We start from the raw sequence: 13,523 nt of genomic DNA, 5'->3' as shown, positions 1-13,523 counted from the left end.
CCCTGCCTGCCCACAACAACAATCGCCCCACCATGCTATCAGCGACTGCCCCAGGCGCCGAGCTTCGCCATCAGCGGGAACGGCGCGATCGGAGGCTCGAAGCGCGGCGCCAGGCCCAGGATCGGCGCGGCGCGCTCGATGACCCTGCCGGTGGTGACGCCGGCGTTCCATGCAGCCGTCGAGTAGCCGCCGCTTTCGGCATAGCCCTTGGGTTCGTCATAGATCGCAAGGAAGAGGAAGCGCGGCTTGTCCGAGGGCGCAATCGCCGTGAAGGTGGTGAAGTTGCGGTTCTTGGCATAGCGCCCGTTGATGACCTTTTCGGCCGTCCCGGTCTTGCCGCCGACGAAATAGCCGGGGATGTCGGCCTTGCGGGCTGAGCCCTTCTCGCCGTTGATGCGCATGATGAAGCGCATCGCCTCCGAGGTTTCCGGCTTGATCACGCGCACGCCGGTCTTCCTTGCATCCTCTTCGGAACGCTTCAGGAAGGTCGGGGTGATGAAGGTGCCGCCATTGACCAGCGCGCCCACCGCCGCCATCGCCTGGATCGGTGCGACCGCGAGCCCGTGGCCGAAGGCGATCGTCGCCGTGTTGATCTCGCCCCAGCGGCTCGGCACGATCGGAGCGGCGCTCTCGGGCAGCTCCGTCGTCATCCGGTCGAGCTGCATCATCTTCTTCAGAAAGGCCTTGTGGCCCTCGACGCCGACGGAAAGCGCCATCTTGATCGAACCCATGTTCGAGGAATGCACGAACACCTCCGGCACCGTCAGCGTGCGCCCCGTGCCATGGTATTCCTTGATGACCTGCCGGCCGAAGCGCATCATCCCGCCCGCGGTCGAATAGCTCGAATTGATGTTGGCCTTGCCTGAATCCAGCGCCATCGCGATGGTCAGCGCCTTGAAGGTCGAGCCCATCTCGTAGACGCCGACATTCATCCGGTTGATCCGGTCCTTCTCGAGCGCATCGACCGGATTGCCCGGGTCGAAATCCGGCAGCGAGACCAGCCCCAGCACCTCGCCGGTATTGACGTCCAGGATGGCGCCGGCAGCAGCGATCGCCTTGAACCGCTCCATGCCCTTGACCAATTCGTCGCGCAGCAGGTGCTGGACGCGCAGATCGACCGAGAGCGTCACCGGTTTCAGGTCGGAGGCCTGCGTCGCAAGCCCCGCCCCGTACAGATCCTGCAGGCCCTGCGTGTCGATGTATTTCTCGATGCCGGCGATGCCGACATTGTCGACGCTGGCGAAGCCCAGCACATGGGCGGCGGCCGGCCCGTTGGGATAGACGCGCTTGTTCTCGGGCACGAAGCCGACGCCTGGAATGCCGAGCCGGTGGACCTCCGCCTGCTGGCGCGGCGTGATCTCGCGCTTGACCCAGACGAAGCCCTTCTTGGTGCCGAGCTTCTCGCGCAGCTCCTTGGCGTCGAGATCGGGCAGGACAGCGGTCAGGAGCTCCGTCGCCTCGTCCTTGTCGAGGATATTTCGCGGCTCGGCGAAGACCGAAACCGTCCTGATATCGGTCGCCAGCACGACGCCGTTGCGGTCGAGGATATCGGGCCGCGCGGCGGAGATCGCATTCGCGGTGGCCCGGCGCAGGCCGACCTGCTCGCCGGGCAGCGTCGCCAGCATGACGAGCCGGCCGGTGATGGCCAGGAACAGCGCGGAAAAGGCGAGGATCACCAGGCCGACGCGCGGCTGGCTCTTCTCACCGCTCATGCGGAAGACGTCGCGCAGGAAGCTGAAGAGCCGGCGCGCCGGCGGCGGCGCCTCGGCGCCAGGTTCGGAGGTCGTCTCAACGCTCATGGCCGGCCTCCGGGCGTGGTTGCGCTCGCCTTGCGATCCCTGGGGGTCTCGGTCGGCAAGCCGAGCCCGAGATCCTCAAGCTTGCGGCCGATGGCGTCGACCTTGGGGCCGCGATTGGGAATGTCGGAGGCGCGCACGACCTGCGTCACCGAGAAAGGCTGCAGATCGAGATGGCGGTCCGCCAGCGTCTGCAAGCGGTCGGGCCGGGTGAGGAACTGCCATTCGGCCTTGAGCACGGCGATGGCCTCGCGCTCGCGCTGCGCCTTGCTCTTGATCTTCTGCAATTGCTCGGCCTCCAGAGTGGTGCCGTATTTGATCGTGTAGGCATAGAGCGCCGAGGAGACGAGCGCGCCGATGGCGACGACATGGAGCAGCTTGATCACGCTCAGGGCCTCCGGCGCGGCTGTGGGTCAGGCACTTCTGCGAGCGCGACCAGATCGGGCTCGGCGGCACGTGCGGCAGTGGCCAGCCGCTCCGCCGCGCGCAGCTTGGCCGAGCGCGCCCGCGGGTTGAGCCGCATCTCGGCCTCTGTCGGCGCGACCGCCCCCTTCGAGACGAGACTGAAGGTCGGCTCGGCGATGGCGACCACGGGCGCGTGGCGCGAGCCCGCGGGGCTGCGCCCCGAACGCGCCGCCATGAACTGCTTGACGATGCGGTCCTCCAGCGAGTGGAAGGTCACCACGACCAGCCGCCCGCCGGGCTTGAGCACGGCTTCGGCCGCGTGCAGCGCCTTGACCAGCTCCCCGAGCTCATCATTGACCGCGATGCGCAAGGCCTGGAACACCCGCGTCGCGGGATGCGCCCCGCCGGGCTCGGTCCGGACGATGCCGGCGACGAGATCGGCAAGCTGCTTTGTCGTCGTCAGCGGCTCCTTGCGCCGCGCCTCGACCACGGCGCGCGCCACGGCGCGCGAGCGCCGCTCCTCGCCATAGTGATAGAAGATGTTGGCGAGCAGCCCCTCCTCGGTCTCGTTGAGGATGTCGGCAGCGCTTTGGCCCTCGCGCCCCATGCGCATGTCGAGCGGCCCGTCGAAGCGAAACGAGAAGCCGCGCTCCGCCTGGTCGATCTGCATGGAGGAGACGCCGATATCGAGCACCACGCCGTCGAGCGGCGCCATCTTGAAGCGCTGCGCCTCTTCGGCGAGCTCGCCGAAGCGCGCCTGCGACAAGGTCAGCCGGCCGGCCATCTCGGCGACGAGATCCGCCCCACCCGCGATCGCCGTCGGGTCGCGGTCGAGCCCCAGAAGCGTCGCGCCGGGCGCGGCCTCGAGCAGGGCGCGGGCATAGCCGCCGGCCCCGAAGGTGCCGTCGAGATAGCGGCCGCCCGGCTGCAGCGCGAGCGCCTGCAGGACCTCGGCCAGCAGCACTGGGATATGGCGGGCGCCCGTGTCGACGCCGAGGTCGTCGGGCCTGCGACGCCCCCTCATGTCCCCGCCCCCGAAGTGGCTGGAACAGGCAATGACGCTCCCAGGCTGCGCTTGACGTCGCGCAGCCGCGTCCGCGCCGCCTCCAGATGCGCCTCGAAGCGGGCGGGCTCCCAGAGCTGGAACTTGTGGCCGTGGCCGACGAAGGTCACCGCATCGCCGATGCCGGCATGCGTCTTCAGCGCCTCGCTGAGCATGATGCGTCCCTCCGGATCGACTTTCAGCACCTCCGAGGCGCCGTTCAGAGCCGTCGACAGCAATTCCCACTCGTCCGAGAAGGGCGAGAAGCGGGCCAGGATATCGTCGATCGTCGCCCGCAGGGCGTGACCGCCCGCATCCAGCGCCGGCAGGTCCAGCGTGCGATGGACGTAAAGCCCCTCGTAGCCGTCTTTCGCCAGGACCGATCGGAAACTCGCAGGGATGGACACGCGCCCTTTGGCGTCGAGCCGATTGGTGAAGTTCGAGACGAAGCGGTCTGTCAACGCCGCCTCCCGGCCTGCTCTTCACATGCATGCCCGGTTCGGCAACGGCCGGGGTCATGACACCCCGTCGAAGCAGGCAAAGCGAGAGAGCGAGCCGAAATCCGCGCGGCACACGGACCTTGACCTGACTGTCGCCTGTCTGCTTCGACGGGATGATTTGGGATAGCATGGGTTCTTATGGGCGTCAATGGAATCGCATGCGCCGACAGGTGCCTGCCGACGCTTCGCCCCATCACAGCCCGTTAAGGTTAAGCATCCGTAAGCACGCGCGGATTTGACGCCAATACCGCCTCCGCTGCGACCATGCGGCAGCCGCACGGATGGCAGCCCATGCAAAATAATTTTCGGAGATTTTGCTCTGCCTCAGGCGGGCTCGGCGGCCGCGAGCAGCGCATCGCGCAAGGCGTTCAACTGCTCCAGCAGCCGCCCCCTGGATTCCACTGCGCCACCGAGCGCGCGCGCCATGCTGTCGGGCACGCAGCGCCCCTTCTCGCGCAGGCTCTCGCCCTGCGCCGTCAGGTATAGCCGCACCTGCCGCTCATCCTCGCGGTCGCGCTCGCGGCGGATCAGGCCGGCGGCCTCCAGTCGCTTCAGCAGCGGCGTCAACGTGCCGGAATCGAGCATGAGCCGCTCACCCATCGCCTTCACCGTCAGCCCGTCACAGTCCCACAGCACGAGCATGGCCAGATATTGCGGATAGGTCAGGCCGAGCTCGGCCAGCACCGAGCGATACACGCGGTTGAAGGCATGGCCGGCGAGATAGACAGCGAAGCAAAGCTGATCCTCCAGCCGGGGCGAATGCTGCTCGGGAACCTTCTTGGCCGCCATCGCTTCCCTTCCCAGCATCAGCCATCGCCTCCTGAACACCGAAGACCAGAATGCAGCCGGCGACGCAATCAACTCAACGTGAGCGGATTCATTTTGCTCGTTGACAATTTAATTGTGCACGATCTAAATTGCCAACGCAAGCTCGCCGATCAGCCGGTCCCGCATCGCGCCCCGCCGAACGATCACCAAGACCAAGGAGATTCCTGATGAAAATCCTCTACACCGCCCATGGCTCCGCGACCGGAGGCCGCGAGGGCAAGGCCGCCACCGACAGCGGCAATGTCGATGTCGTGCTCAACACGCCCAAGGAACTCGGTGGCGGCGGCGGCAACGGCACCAATCCCGAGCAGTTGTTCTCGCTCGGCTATTCCGCCTGCTTCCTCGGCGCGCTGAAATTCGTCGCCGGCAAGGAAAAGGTGAAGATTCCCGAGGACTCCCGCGTCAGCGCCGATGTCGGCATCGGCCCGCGCGACGACGGCGCCGGCTTCGGCATCGCGGTCAAGCTGACCATCTCGGTACCGGGCATCGACAAGGCTGTGGCCGAGGACCTGGTCCAGAAGGCCCATATCGTCTGCCCCTACTCGCACGCGACCAAGGGCAATATCGACGTCGAGCTGAAGGTCGCGTGAGCCGATAGGCCGCGAGACGTCTGGCGAGGCCTCGGACCGTCCGCGGCCGATCGGAGATTCGCTCCGGTGAGGCAGCTGGCGTGGCTTTCGAGAACCGGAGCGGAGCGGACATCGGTCCGTGAGCACCGGAAGCGCAGAAAGCCGCGTCAGATGTCCGCCGGAGTAGAATATCCGACGGTCGAGAGGTGCCAGTCGGCCTATAAGCCGGGTTCTGGATGGCCGGAGGATCGCTCCCCCGACGTGACGGCCATTCCTCTGGGACGCACATTGCTGCGCGCCTCGAGCAACCAACCCGAACGACAAGGCCCAGAAACAGGCCCCTCCCCGCCTGCGCGGAAAGCATCGTCCCTATTCGGTTTTGCTCCCGGTGGGGCTTGCCATGCCGTCCCCGTTGCCGGGTCCGCGGTGCGCTCTTACCGCACCTTTTCACCCTTACCTTCGCACCGAGGCGCCGAAGCGCTTGGCAGAAGGCGGTTCGATCTCTGTGGCGCTTTCCCTGGGGTCGCCCCCGCCGGACGTTATCCGGCACCGTGTTTCCGTGGAGCCCGGACTTTCCCTCCCCCGCGAACGGGAGCGGCCGTCCGGCCGACTGGCGGGTCGCTAGTGCGCGTTTGGGCGCGCCGCGTCAAGCCAGCCGGGCCACGGCTCAGCTATGGGCGCTGATGGTGCGGACCTTGGCGCAATAGGTCCGGTTGGCGCCACTCATCCGCTCGGTCATGTGGCCGCTCTGATATTTCATCACGGTCTTGCAGGTGTCGCCGCCAGCAAGACGATAGGCCTGAGCCAGATATTTCATCGCAAAGCGCGCATTGGTCTCGGCATCGAGCAGGCCACCGGCCCCGCCGGTATAACCCAGGCCGCGCGCGGTCTGGTGGCGGATCTGCATCAAGCCGTAATTGCCGGCATGGGTTGCGCGGGGATTGTAGCGGCTCTCGATCCGCACGACGGCATCGGCCAGCGCGAACGGCACGCCATTGGCTGCGGCATGGCGCGCGACCAGCGCCTTGAGGCCTTCGGAACCGGCCGGCGCGGCCAGCGAAGGGGCTGCGCGCGTCGCCGTCTTCTCGGAACGGGCAAGCCGTGCCTGCGAGGCCTTTTCGGTCTTCGCGGTCTCGTGCCCACCCTGCGCGGCAGCCTTCTCGCGAGCGATCTCGGCGTCCCTCACGATAAACGCCAGCGCATCCTTTTCGTCATTGACCGATTCAGCCCGAGCAGGCTGAAATCCGACGAGGCAAATCGCGAAAATGGCGGCGGCGCTTGTGGTATATCGCATGATCAACTTTACCCTTCATGCTGGAACATGGCTGAAGGGCAGAGGCAAATGACCAGCAAATGTGACTATAATCTGACCCGACGCACAACAAAACTATGCTTTAGCGCCATCAACAGGAAATTATTCGATATTTATCGCTGGAGTATTCGGCATGTATTCGAATCAACAGCGCGCAACCATGGATTGTGCTGACGCAACGACAATCTCGACCGAAGACATTGCCCCATTGAGGACGCATTTCACGGCCGGAGTGGTGAAATCGCCTCTCGGGCGACGCCACAGCGAAAAAATATCGCCGCCGGCACCATCCCGCGCCGCGCCGGCCTGTCCGACGCGGCCCTTCATCACTATCCTCATCCACCAGGTTCTCATTCGCTAGGTCAGGCCGGGAGTCGCCCGCATCATGGTTTCGTCATTCTGGGGGGCGCTGAGCGGTGGCGGCCTCGGTCTTGCGCTCGGCGGCCCGCTCGGCGCACTGATCGGCGCTGTCGCAGGCCATGTCCTGATCGACAGGGAGGGCGCGCCGTTCGGGCCCGCCCCGCGCGAGCTCGTCTTCACCACCGGGCTGGTCGCGCTCGCGGCCAAGATGGCGCGCTCGGACGGCGTCGTGACGCGCGACGAGATCGCCGCCTTCCGGCGCATCGTCATCGTACCGCCCGACCAGCAGGCCCGCATCGAAAGCCTGTTCGACCTCGCCAAGCAGACCAGCGCCGGCTTCGAGGCCTATGCGACGCAGATCGCGGAGGCCTTCCGCGACGAGCCTGCCTTGCTCGAGGACGTCCTCGACGGGCTGTTCCTGATCGCGGCGGCCGATGGCGCGATCCATCAGGACGAGCACGCCTATCTGCGCGACGTCGCCACGATCTTCGGCATCACCGAGGCCGGTTTCGCCCGCATCGAGGCGCGCCATATGCGCCGGCCCGACGACCCTTATCTGGTGCTGGGCGCGACGCGTGAGATGAACGATGCCACCTTGAAGCAGCATTATCGCAAGCTGGTCGCGCAAACCCATCCCGACCGCGAGATCGCGCGCGGCCTGCCCGAGGAGGCCGTGGCTATCGCCACACGCCGCCTCGCCGCGATCAATGCCGCCTGGGATACGATCGAGGCGGAACGCGGCTTGGCGGCCAAGGACCTGGCGACCAAGCGCCCGCGCGAGCCGGCCTGAGAGAACCCAGCATGAACCAGACCGCCCACCCCGACAGCCGCTTCGCGGCCAAGATCTTTCCGTCTCCGAACCATGGCGAACGCAAGCCAAGCGGCAATGGTGCGGGCGATGACGCCCCTCCCCGCCACCCGGACATGCTGATCCTGCACTACACCGGCATGAGCGACGCCGGCGAGGCGCTGCAATGGCTGTGCAACCCGGTCTCGCAGGTCTCGTCGCATTATTTCGTCTTCGAGAACGGCCATACGCTGCAGCTCGTGCCGGAAGGCCGTCGCGCCTGGCATGCCGGGGCCTCGCATTGGGCCGGCGAGACCGACATCAACTCCTGCTCGATCGGCATCGAGATCGCCAATCCCGGTCATCCCGGCGGCCTGCCCGATTTCCCGCCCGAGCAGATCACGGCGACCCTCAACCTCTGCCGCGACATCTGCGAGCGCTGGGCCATCCCGCCCGAGCGCGTGCTCGCTCATTCCGACATTGCGCCCGGCCGCAAGATCGACCCCGGCGAGAAATTCCCCTGGCGGTGGCTCAGTGAGGGCGGCGTCGGCGTCTGGGCGGACCCCGCACCGATCCGCAGCGGCCGTTTCCTGGCGCGCGGCGAAAGCGGCCAGCCGGTCGAGGCGCTGCAGGCGATGTTCGCGATGCTGGGCTATGGCGTGACGGTTGACGGCGTCTTCGACGAGCGGCTCGAGGCTGTCGTCTCGGCCTTCCAGCGCCATTGGCGGCCGGAGAAGGTCGACGGCGTCGCCGACGCCTCGACGATCACCACCTTGCGCGACCTGCTGGCCATGACCCGGGACGCGCGGACCGCCTGAGTGACCTTGCGCAACATTGCGGGAAGTTAACTCGCGAAGGCTGCGCGATTCTGGCATTCTGCGATCAAGTGCGCGCCCATTCTCGGAGCTGCGCCGGATCGGGGAACGGTTTTGCGCAAGTGGCTGATCGGATCGGGACTGGCAGTGCTCGCCATTGCAGCCGGCTACTGGACCTTGCGTCCGACCGGAGGCTCGGCGAACGACGCCGCCTATCGCACCGCTGCGCTCGATCGCGGCCGGATCACCGCCGCCGTGCGTGCGACCGGCACGCTGACGCCGGTCACCACCGTCCTCGTCGGCTCGCAGCTCTCGGGCCAGATCGTCGAGATCCTCGCCGACTATAATTCGCAGGTGAAGGCCGGCCAGGTCGTCGCGCGATTGAACAGCGACCAGATCAAGACCCGCCGTGACGCAGCCCAGGCCGATGTTTCGCAAGCCAGGGCCGATCTCATGGTCAAGCGCGCCCAGCTCGACCGGGCGCGCTCGACGCGGATCAGGGCCAACTCGACGATCAGCGATCTCGAAGCCCAGCGCGACCGCACTGCAGCCCAGCTCGCAGACGCCAGGCGCACCTTCGAGCGTCAGAACGAATTGTTCTCGCGCAAGGCCGGCTCGCAGCAGAACCTCGACACGGCGCGCACGCAGGTCGAGGTCCAGACAGCGACGCTCGCCTCCTGCGAGGCGCAGATCGCCTCCGCCAAGGCAGAGCTCAACGGGCTCGACGCCGACATCCTGCTGGCCGAAGGGCAGGTGCAGTCGGGCGAAGCGGCCATCTCGCAGCGCGACGCCAAGCTCAAGGACATCCTGATCGATCTGGAGCGCACCGATATCCGCTCGCCGGTCGATGGTGTCGTGGTCCAGCGCCAGGTCGATCTCGGCCAGACGGTCGCGGCCTCGCTCTCGACGCCGACATTGTTCCTGATCGCGCAGGATCTGCGCGTCATCGACATCTACGCCAATATCGACGAGGCCGATGTCGGCCGCCTGAAGGTTGGCCAGTCGGTCAGCTTCACCGTCAACGCCTATCCCAACCGCACTTTTGAGGGCCATGTCGAAATGGTCCGGCTCGGCGCGCAGACGATCCAGAACGTCGTCACCTATACCGGGGTGGTTCGTGTCACCAACACCGATATGGCGCTACTCCCCGGCATGACCGCCAATCTGCAGGTGGTCACCGAGGACCGCGACAACGTCCTGCGCGCGCCCAATGCGGCTTTGCGCTTCCGCCCTGTCGGCGTGGCCCAGGGCCCCGCGCCGGTCGTGCTGCCCATGGCCGCCCAGAGCCAGCAGGCCGGCGGCGGCAACCGCAGCGGAGCTGCACTGCGCGAACGCATCGAAGCCGATATCCAGCCGACCCCGGAGCAGAAGCAGGCCATCGCCGCGATCTTCCAGGAGCGGCGCGGCGGGCGTGAGGCGCTGGCCGGTCTCTCCGAGGAGGAGCGCCGCGCCGCCTTCCGCGCCGCCCGCATCGAGATGATCAAGAAGGTCGCCGCCGTGCTCGACCCCGAGCGTCGCACGAAATTCGAAGCACTGATGCGGGAGGGCCGTCCGAACCGGCAGCAGACAGGCACTCCGGCCCGGGTCTACACGCTCGACACTGAGGGCCAGCCCAAGGCTGTCGCCCTTATGCTGGGGCCGACCGACGGCGCCTATACCGAGATCCTCGCGGGCGACATCAAGGACGCGACGCAGGTCATCATCGGCGGCGGCCCCCGCCCGGCCGGCCTCGCAGCCCCCACCGGCGGCCCGCCGGCGCGCGGCCCGCGGCTGTTCTGATGGGGTCAACGTTGAGGCCTTCGTCGCTAGCCAACGCCAACAAGTTCAGGCACGGGATCCCCTCTCCCGGATGGGAGAGCGGTAGGGGTGAGGGCCTGCCCTCTCGGAATGATGCCGCAGCAGAGCCGCTGCGCCTTCTGCGGTCAGGGCGGGCCCTCATCCCTGCCCTTCTCCCACACGGGGGAAGGGTTCCCGGCCCCCTTCAACCCGGCTGCGTGTACCGGAATGATGCCGGAGACACGCCATGCCCCTGATCGAGGCGCGAGAACTCTCCCGGGTCTACAACCTCGATTCCGGCCGCGTCACTGCGCTCGACCGCGTCTCGCTCGCAATCGAGGCCGGCGATCTCGTCGCGGTCATGGGCCCGTCGGGCTCGGGCAAATCGACCTTCATGAACCTGATCGGTTGCCTCGACCGGCCGACTGGCGGGCATTACAGGCTCGACGGCGTCGCGGTCGAGACGCTCTCCAGCGACGGCCTCGCCGAGCTGCGCAACCGCAAGCTCGGCTTCGTCTTCCAGCAGTTCAACCTGCTGCCGCGTGTCGACGCCTGCGCCAATGTCGAATTGCCGATGGTCTATGCCGGGATCGACGGCCGGACGCGCAAGGCGCGCGCGCTCGCCGCGCTCGACCGTGTCGGCCTGGCAGACCGCGCTCATCACCGGCCGATGCAGCTCTCAGGCGGTCAGCAGCAGCGCGTCGCCATCGCCCGCGCTCTGGTCAACCAGCCGCGCCTGCTGCTCGCCGACGAGCCGACCGGCGCGCTCGACAGCCGCACCGCGCTCGAAATCCTCGGCCTGTTCCAGGATCTCAACCGCGAGGGCGTCACCGTCGTCATTGTCACCCATGACGCGGAGGTGGCGCGCCATGCCCGCCGCGTCATCCGCTTCCGCGACGGCCATCTGCTGTCCGACGAGAGGCAGGAGGCGGCCGATGCTCGCACCGCCCTCGCCGCTCTGGAGCGCTCCCCATCGACAACCGAGGCCGCGGCATGAGCCTGATCGAAGCGATCCGTTCGGCGCTCTCGGCCATCGGCGCCAATGCCTTGCGCTCGGCGCTGACCATGCTCGGCATCATCATCGGTGTCGCTGCCGTCATCGCCATGGTCGCAATCGGCTCGGGCGCCCGCGAGCGCGTCACCGCGCAGATCAAGTCGCTCGGCGCCAATCTCGCGATCATCCAGTCCGGCAATGTCACGCAAGGCGGCGTCAGGCTGGGAGCCGGCGCCTCCTCGACGCTGACGGACGAGGACGCTCGCGCCATCATTCGCGAGGTCGACGACGTCGTGGCCGCCGCCCCCATTCTCGTCACCCGCGCTCAGGCCGTCTTCGCCGGCACGAACTGGTCGACGCAGATCACCGCGACCGATCTCGATTTCTTCACCGCGCGCGAGTGGGACATCGCGGAGGGGCGACTGTTCGAGCCGGAAGAATTGCGCCGCGGCGAGATCGTCGCCGTCATCGGCCAGACGGTGGCGAAGAACCTTTTCGGCGAGGTGAATCCGCTCGACCAGCAGTTCCGCATCCGCAATGTGCCCTTCAAGGTCATCGGCGTGATGGCGGGCAAGGGCCAATCGGCGCTCGGCCAGGACCAGGACGACGTCATCTTCGTCCCGCTCGACACCGGCCGCCGCCGCATCGTCGGGCGCAACTACGCCCGCGACGCCTCGGTCCAGACGGTGATGGTGAAATTCGCCAACGAGCAGGCGATCGATCCCGGTATCGAGCAGACGCGCGCCTTGCTGCGCCAGCGCCACCGCCTCGCCGAGGAGCAGGATGACGACTTCATCATCCGCAACCTGACCGAGATCGCCAACACCGCGACCGCCGCCGCCAACACCCTGTCCTGGCTACTCGCCGCGGTCGCCGCCGTCTCGCTCCTGGTCGGCGGCATCGGCATCATGAACATCATGCTGGTCTCGGTCACGGAGCGTACCCGCGAGATCGGGCTCAGGCTCGCCGTCGGCGCGCGCCAGCGCGACGTGCTGGCGCAGTTCCTGATCGAGGCGACCACATTGGCGACGATCGGCGGCGCGGTCGGCATCGCGCTCGGCATCGCCGCGGCGCTGACCATCGCGAATTTCGCCGGCTGGCCATCCGTCGTCTCGATCGAGACGATCCTGATCGCGGTCGGCGTCTCCGGCATGATCGGCGTCTTCTTCGGCTTCTACCCGGCGCGCCAGGCGGCGCGGCTCGACCCGATCGAGGCGCTCAGGCGCGAATAGGCTCAGGCCGCCTGCGCTGCTGCAAGCGCCTGCGCCTTCAGTTTGACGCCCACGCCTGCGATCGCCTGGATCGCCGGCATCAGCTCCTCGCCCAGCGCGGTCAACTTGTACTCGACCGAAGGCGGAGAACTCGGCACGACCCGGCGCGCCACCACGCGCTTCTCCTCCAGAGCCCGCAACCTTGCGCTCAGCATCTTCGCGGAGATCAGTGGAATGTCGCGCCTGAGCTCGCCGAAACGGCGCGGGCCGCCGCTCAAAAGCCAAATCACATTCGGCGTCCAGGCTCCGCCGAGGATTTGCATGCAGGTCCCGATATCGCAGGTCTGCGGCGGCTTTGGCGCGCGATTCCGTCGAATTTTCAAGGCCATGGCAGCAAAGCTCCGGTTACCGGAATGATACCTGAAAATTCGGTTACAACAAGTTATCGCATATACAAAGGTTACCGCCTCCGCCTAGCTCCGCCGCACAGCCAATACGGAGACCGACGGACATGAAGCTCTATTATTCCCCCGGCGCCTGCTCGCTTTCCCCCCATATCGCGCTGCGCGAGGCCGGGCTGCCCTTCACCATCGAGAAGGTCGACACCAGGGCCGGCACCACGGAAACGGGCAAGGCCTTCGCATCCGTCAACCCGAAGGGCTACGTGCCCGCCCTGCAGCTCGACGACGGCGCGGTGCTGACCGAAGGCGCGGCCATCGTCCAGTTCATCGCCGATCTTGCTCCCGATGCCGGTCTCGCCCCCAAAGCCGGCACCTTCGCCCGAACGCGGCTGCAGGAGGAGCTCAATTTCGTCGCCACCGAGTTGCACAAGGCCTTTGTGCCGCTGCTTCGCTCCACCACCAGCGAGGATGGCAAGCGCGACGCCCGCGCCGTGGTCACTAGACGCCTCGATCATGTCGAGATGACGCTCTCGGACGGTCGCGACCATCTGCTTGGCAAGGACTTCAGCGTCGCCGACTCCTACCTCTTCACCGTGGTGAACTGGGCTGGCCATGTCGGGCTCGCGCTGGAGCCCTGGCCGAGGCTTCAGGCCTTCATGAGCCGCGTGGCGGCCCGCGATTCGGTTCAGCAGGCGATGCGCGCCGAAGGGCTGGTCCAGTGAGCGCA

15 protein-coding genes and 1 other RNA gene are annotated in these 13,523 nt (G+C 67.0%); 7 read left to right on the top strand and 9 right to left on the bottom strand.

Features of this window, described 5'->3' with window-relative positions; translation table 11 throughout:
• Window positions 1-38: 38 nt before the first annotated feature.
• The 5 genes from J2Y55_RS21490 to J2Y55_RS21470 all read right to left on the bottom strand — a co-directional run bounded on the left by J2Y55_RS21490 (window position 39) and on the right by J2Y55_RS21470 (window position 4,550).
• The gene (locus tag J2Y55_RS21490) at window positions 39-1,799 is read right to left on the bottom strand and encodes a peptidoglycan D,D-transpeptidase FtsI family protein (protein ID WP_310157812.1); all 1,761 of its coding nucleotides are present in this window, start codon (window positions 1,797-1,799) and stop codon (window positions 39-41) included.
• Complete coding sequence (gene ftsL, locus J2Y55_RS21485) at window positions 1,796-2,182, bottom strand: cell division protein FtsL (RefSeq protein WP_103716506.1); 387 nt, start codon at window positions 2,180-2,182, stop codon at window positions 1,796-1,798. Before ftsL ends, J2Y55_RS21490 begins: the two co-directional genes overlap by 4 nt.
• Window positions 2,183-2,184: 2 nt before the next feature.
• A complete protein-coding gene (gene rsmH / locus J2Y55_RS21480; protein WP_310157809.1) occupies window positions 2,185-3,225 on the bottom strand; it encodes a 16S rRNA (cytosine(1402)-N(4))-methyltransferase RsmH in 1,041 nt (346 codons plus the stop codon).
• Window positions 3,222-3,704 (bottom strand): division/cell wall cluster transcriptional repressor MraZ, encoded by a 483-nt coding sequence (locus J2Y55_RS21475; RefSeq protein WP_310157806.1) that lies wholly within the window; start codon window positions 3,702-3,704, stop codon window positions 3,222-3,224. Before J2Y55_RS21475 ends, rsmH begins: the two co-directional genes overlap by 4 nt.
• Before the next feature lie 363 nt (window positions 3,705-4,067).
• On the bottom strand, window positions 4,068-4,550 hold the full coding sequence (locus J2Y55_RS21470; RefSeq protein ID WP_310157802.1) for a MarR family winged helix-turn-helix transcriptional regulator: 483 nt from the start codon (window positions 4,548-4,550) through the stop codon (window positions 4,068-4,070).
• A 188-nt stretch (window positions 4,551-4,738) separates the two neighbouring features.
• On the opposite strand from J2Y55_RS21470, the gene J2Y55_RS21465 reads away from it, so the two are divergent.
• On the top strand, window positions 4,739-5,161 hold the full coding sequence (locus tag J2Y55_RS21465; protein WP_310157799.1) for an organic hydroperoxide resistance protein: 423 nt from the start codon (window positions 4,739-4,741) through the stop codon (window positions 5,159-5,161).
• Window positions 5,162-5,345: 184 nt separating this feature from the next.
• Here the strand turns inward: J2Y55_RS21465 and rnpB are convergent.
• The 3 genes from rnpB to J2Y55_RS21450 all read right to left on the bottom strand — a co-directional run bounded on the left by rnpB (window position 5,346) and on the right by J2Y55_RS21450 (window position 6,779).
• Window positions 5,346-5,754: RNase P RNA component class A (gene rnpB, locus J2Y55_RS21460), an RNA gene on the bottom strand.
• A 53-nt stretch (window positions 5,755-5,807) separates the two neighbouring features.
• Complete coding sequence (locus J2Y55_RS21455; protein ID WP_310157797.1) at window positions 5,808-6,434, bottom strand: transglycosylase SLT domain-containing protein; 627 nt, start codon at window positions 6,432-6,434, stop codon at window positions 5,808-5,810.
• A 162-nt stretch (window positions 6,435-6,596) separates the two neighbouring features.
• On the bottom strand, window positions 6,597-6,779 hold the full coding sequence (locus J2Y55_RS21450) for a hypothetical protein (protein WP_310157794.1): 183 nt from the start codon (window positions 6,777-6,779) through the stop codon (window positions 6,597-6,599).
• 58 nt (window positions 6,780-6,837) lie between these two features.
• On the opposite strand from J2Y55_RS21450, the gene J2Y55_RS21445 reads away from it, so the two are divergent.
• From J2Y55_RS21445 to J2Y55_RS21425, 5 genes are all read left to right on the top strand, one after another.
• Entirely contained in the window at window positions 6,838-7,602 is a 765-nt protein-coding gene (locus J2Y55_RS21445) for a TerB family tellurite resistance protein (protein WP_310157791.1), read from the top strand.
• Window positions 7,603-7,613: 11 nt separating this feature from the next.
• Window positions 7,614-8,417, top strand: coding sequence for a peptidoglycan recognition protein family protein (locus J2Y55_RS21440; RefSeq protein WP_310157789.1), 804 nt, complete (start codon window positions 7,614-7,616; stop codon window positions 8,415-8,417).
• Window positions 8,418-8,528: 111 nt separating this feature from the next.
• Window positions 8,529-10,193 carry an HlyD family secretion protein gene (locus tag J2Y55_RS21435; RefSeq protein ID WP_310157787.1) on the top strand — a complete coding sequence of 555 codons (1,665 nt, stop codon included), beginning with the start codon at window positions 8,529-8,531 and terminating at the stop codon, window positions 10,191-10,193.
• 244 nt (window positions 10,194-10,437) lie between these two features.
• Window positions 10,438-11,187, top strand: a complete 750-nt coding sequence (locus J2Y55_RS21430; protein WP_310157785.1) for an ABC transporter ATP-binding protein — start codon at window positions 10,438-10,440, stop codon at window positions 11,185-11,187.
• A complete protein-coding gene (locus J2Y55_RS21425) occupies window positions 11,184-12,416 on the top strand; it encodes an ABC transporter permease (protein ID WP_310157782.1) in 1,233 nt (410 codons plus the stop codon). The genes J2Y55_RS21430 and J2Y55_RS21425 overlap by 4 nt, the downstream gene beginning before the upstream one ends.
• A gap of 2 nt (window positions 12,417-12,418) precedes the next feature.
• Here the strand turns inward: J2Y55_RS21425 and J2Y55_RS21420 are convergent, their stop codons facing one another.
• A complete protein-coding gene (locus J2Y55_RS21420; RefSeq protein WP_310157779.1) occupies window positions 12,419-12,718 on the bottom strand; it encodes a winged helix-turn-helix transcriptional regulator in 300 nt (99 codons plus the stop codon).
• Window positions 12,719-12,906: 188 nt separating this feature from the next.
• Between J2Y55_RS21420 and gstA the strand changes: the two genes are divergently transcribed.
• The gene (gene gstA / locus J2Y55_RS21415) at window positions 12,907-13,518 is read left to right on the top strand and encodes a glutathione transferase GstA (RefSeq protein ID WP_310157778.1); all 612 of its coding nucleotides are present in this window, start codon (window positions 12,907-12,909) and stop codon (window positions 13,516-13,518) included.
• The last annotated feature ends 5 nt before the right edge of the window (window positions 13,519-13,523 follow it).

It is taken from the genome of Allobosea sp. BE125, assembly GCF_031456075.1.
Lineage (GTDB): Bacteria > Pseudomonadota > Alphaproteobacteria > Rhizobiales > Beijerinckiaceae > Allobosea.
Note: the sequence above shows the minus strand (reverse complement) of the source record. Positions and strands in the feature narration are given on the sequence as shown.

Bases quoted from the DNA above. Each gene is read 5' to 3' on its own strand.
- J2Y55_RS21425 (WP_310157782.1), top strand. From the start codon at position 11,184: ATGAGCCTGATCGAAGCGATCCGTTCGGCGCTCTCGGCCATCGGCGCC.
- rsmH (WP_310157809.1), bottom strand. From the start codon at position 3,225: ATGAGGGGGCGTCGCAGGCCCGACGACCTCGGCGTCGACACGGGCGCC.
- J2Y55_RS21465 (WP_310157799.1), top strand. From the start codon at position 4,739: ATGAAAATCCTCTACACCGCCCATGGCTCCGCGACCGGAGGCCGCGAG.
- J2Y55_RS21420 (WP_310157779.1), bottom strand. From the start codon at position 12,718: ATGCAAATCCTCGGCGGAGCCTGGACGCCGAATGTGATTTGGCTTTTG.
- J2Y55_RS21430 (WP_310157785.1), top strand. From the start codon at position 10,438: ATGCCCCTGATCGAGGCGCGAGAACTCTCCCGGGTCTACAACCTCGAT.
- J2Y55_RS21455 (WP_310157797.1), bottom strand. From the start codon at position 6,434: ATGCGATATACCACAAGCGCCGCCGCCATTTTCGCGATTTGCCTCGTC.
- J2Y55_RS21440 (WP_310157789.1), top strand. From the start codon at position 7,614: ATGAACCAGACCGCCCACCCCGACAGCCGCTTCGCGGCCAAGATCTTT.
- J2Y55_RS21450 (WP_310157794.1), bottom strand. From the start codon at position 6,779: ATGAAGGGCCGCGTCGGACAGGCCGGCGCGGCGCGGGATGGTGCCGGC.
- gstA (WP_310157778.1), top strand. From the start codon at position 12,907: ATGAAGCTCTATTATTCCCCCGGCGCCTGCTCGCTTTCCCCCCATATC.
- J2Y55_RS21490 (WP_310157812.1), bottom strand. From the start codon at position 1,799: ATGAGCGTTGAGACGACCTCCGAACCTGGCGCCGAGGCGCCGCCGCCG.
- J2Y55_RS21470 (WP_310157802.1), bottom strand. From the start codon at position 4,550: ATGCTGGGAAGGGAAGCGATGGCGGCCAAGAAGGTTCCCGAGCAGCAT.
- J2Y55_RS21445 (WP_310157791.1), top strand. From the start codon at position 6,838: ATGGTTTCGTCATTCTGGGGGGCGCTGAGCGGTGGCGGCCTCGGTCTT.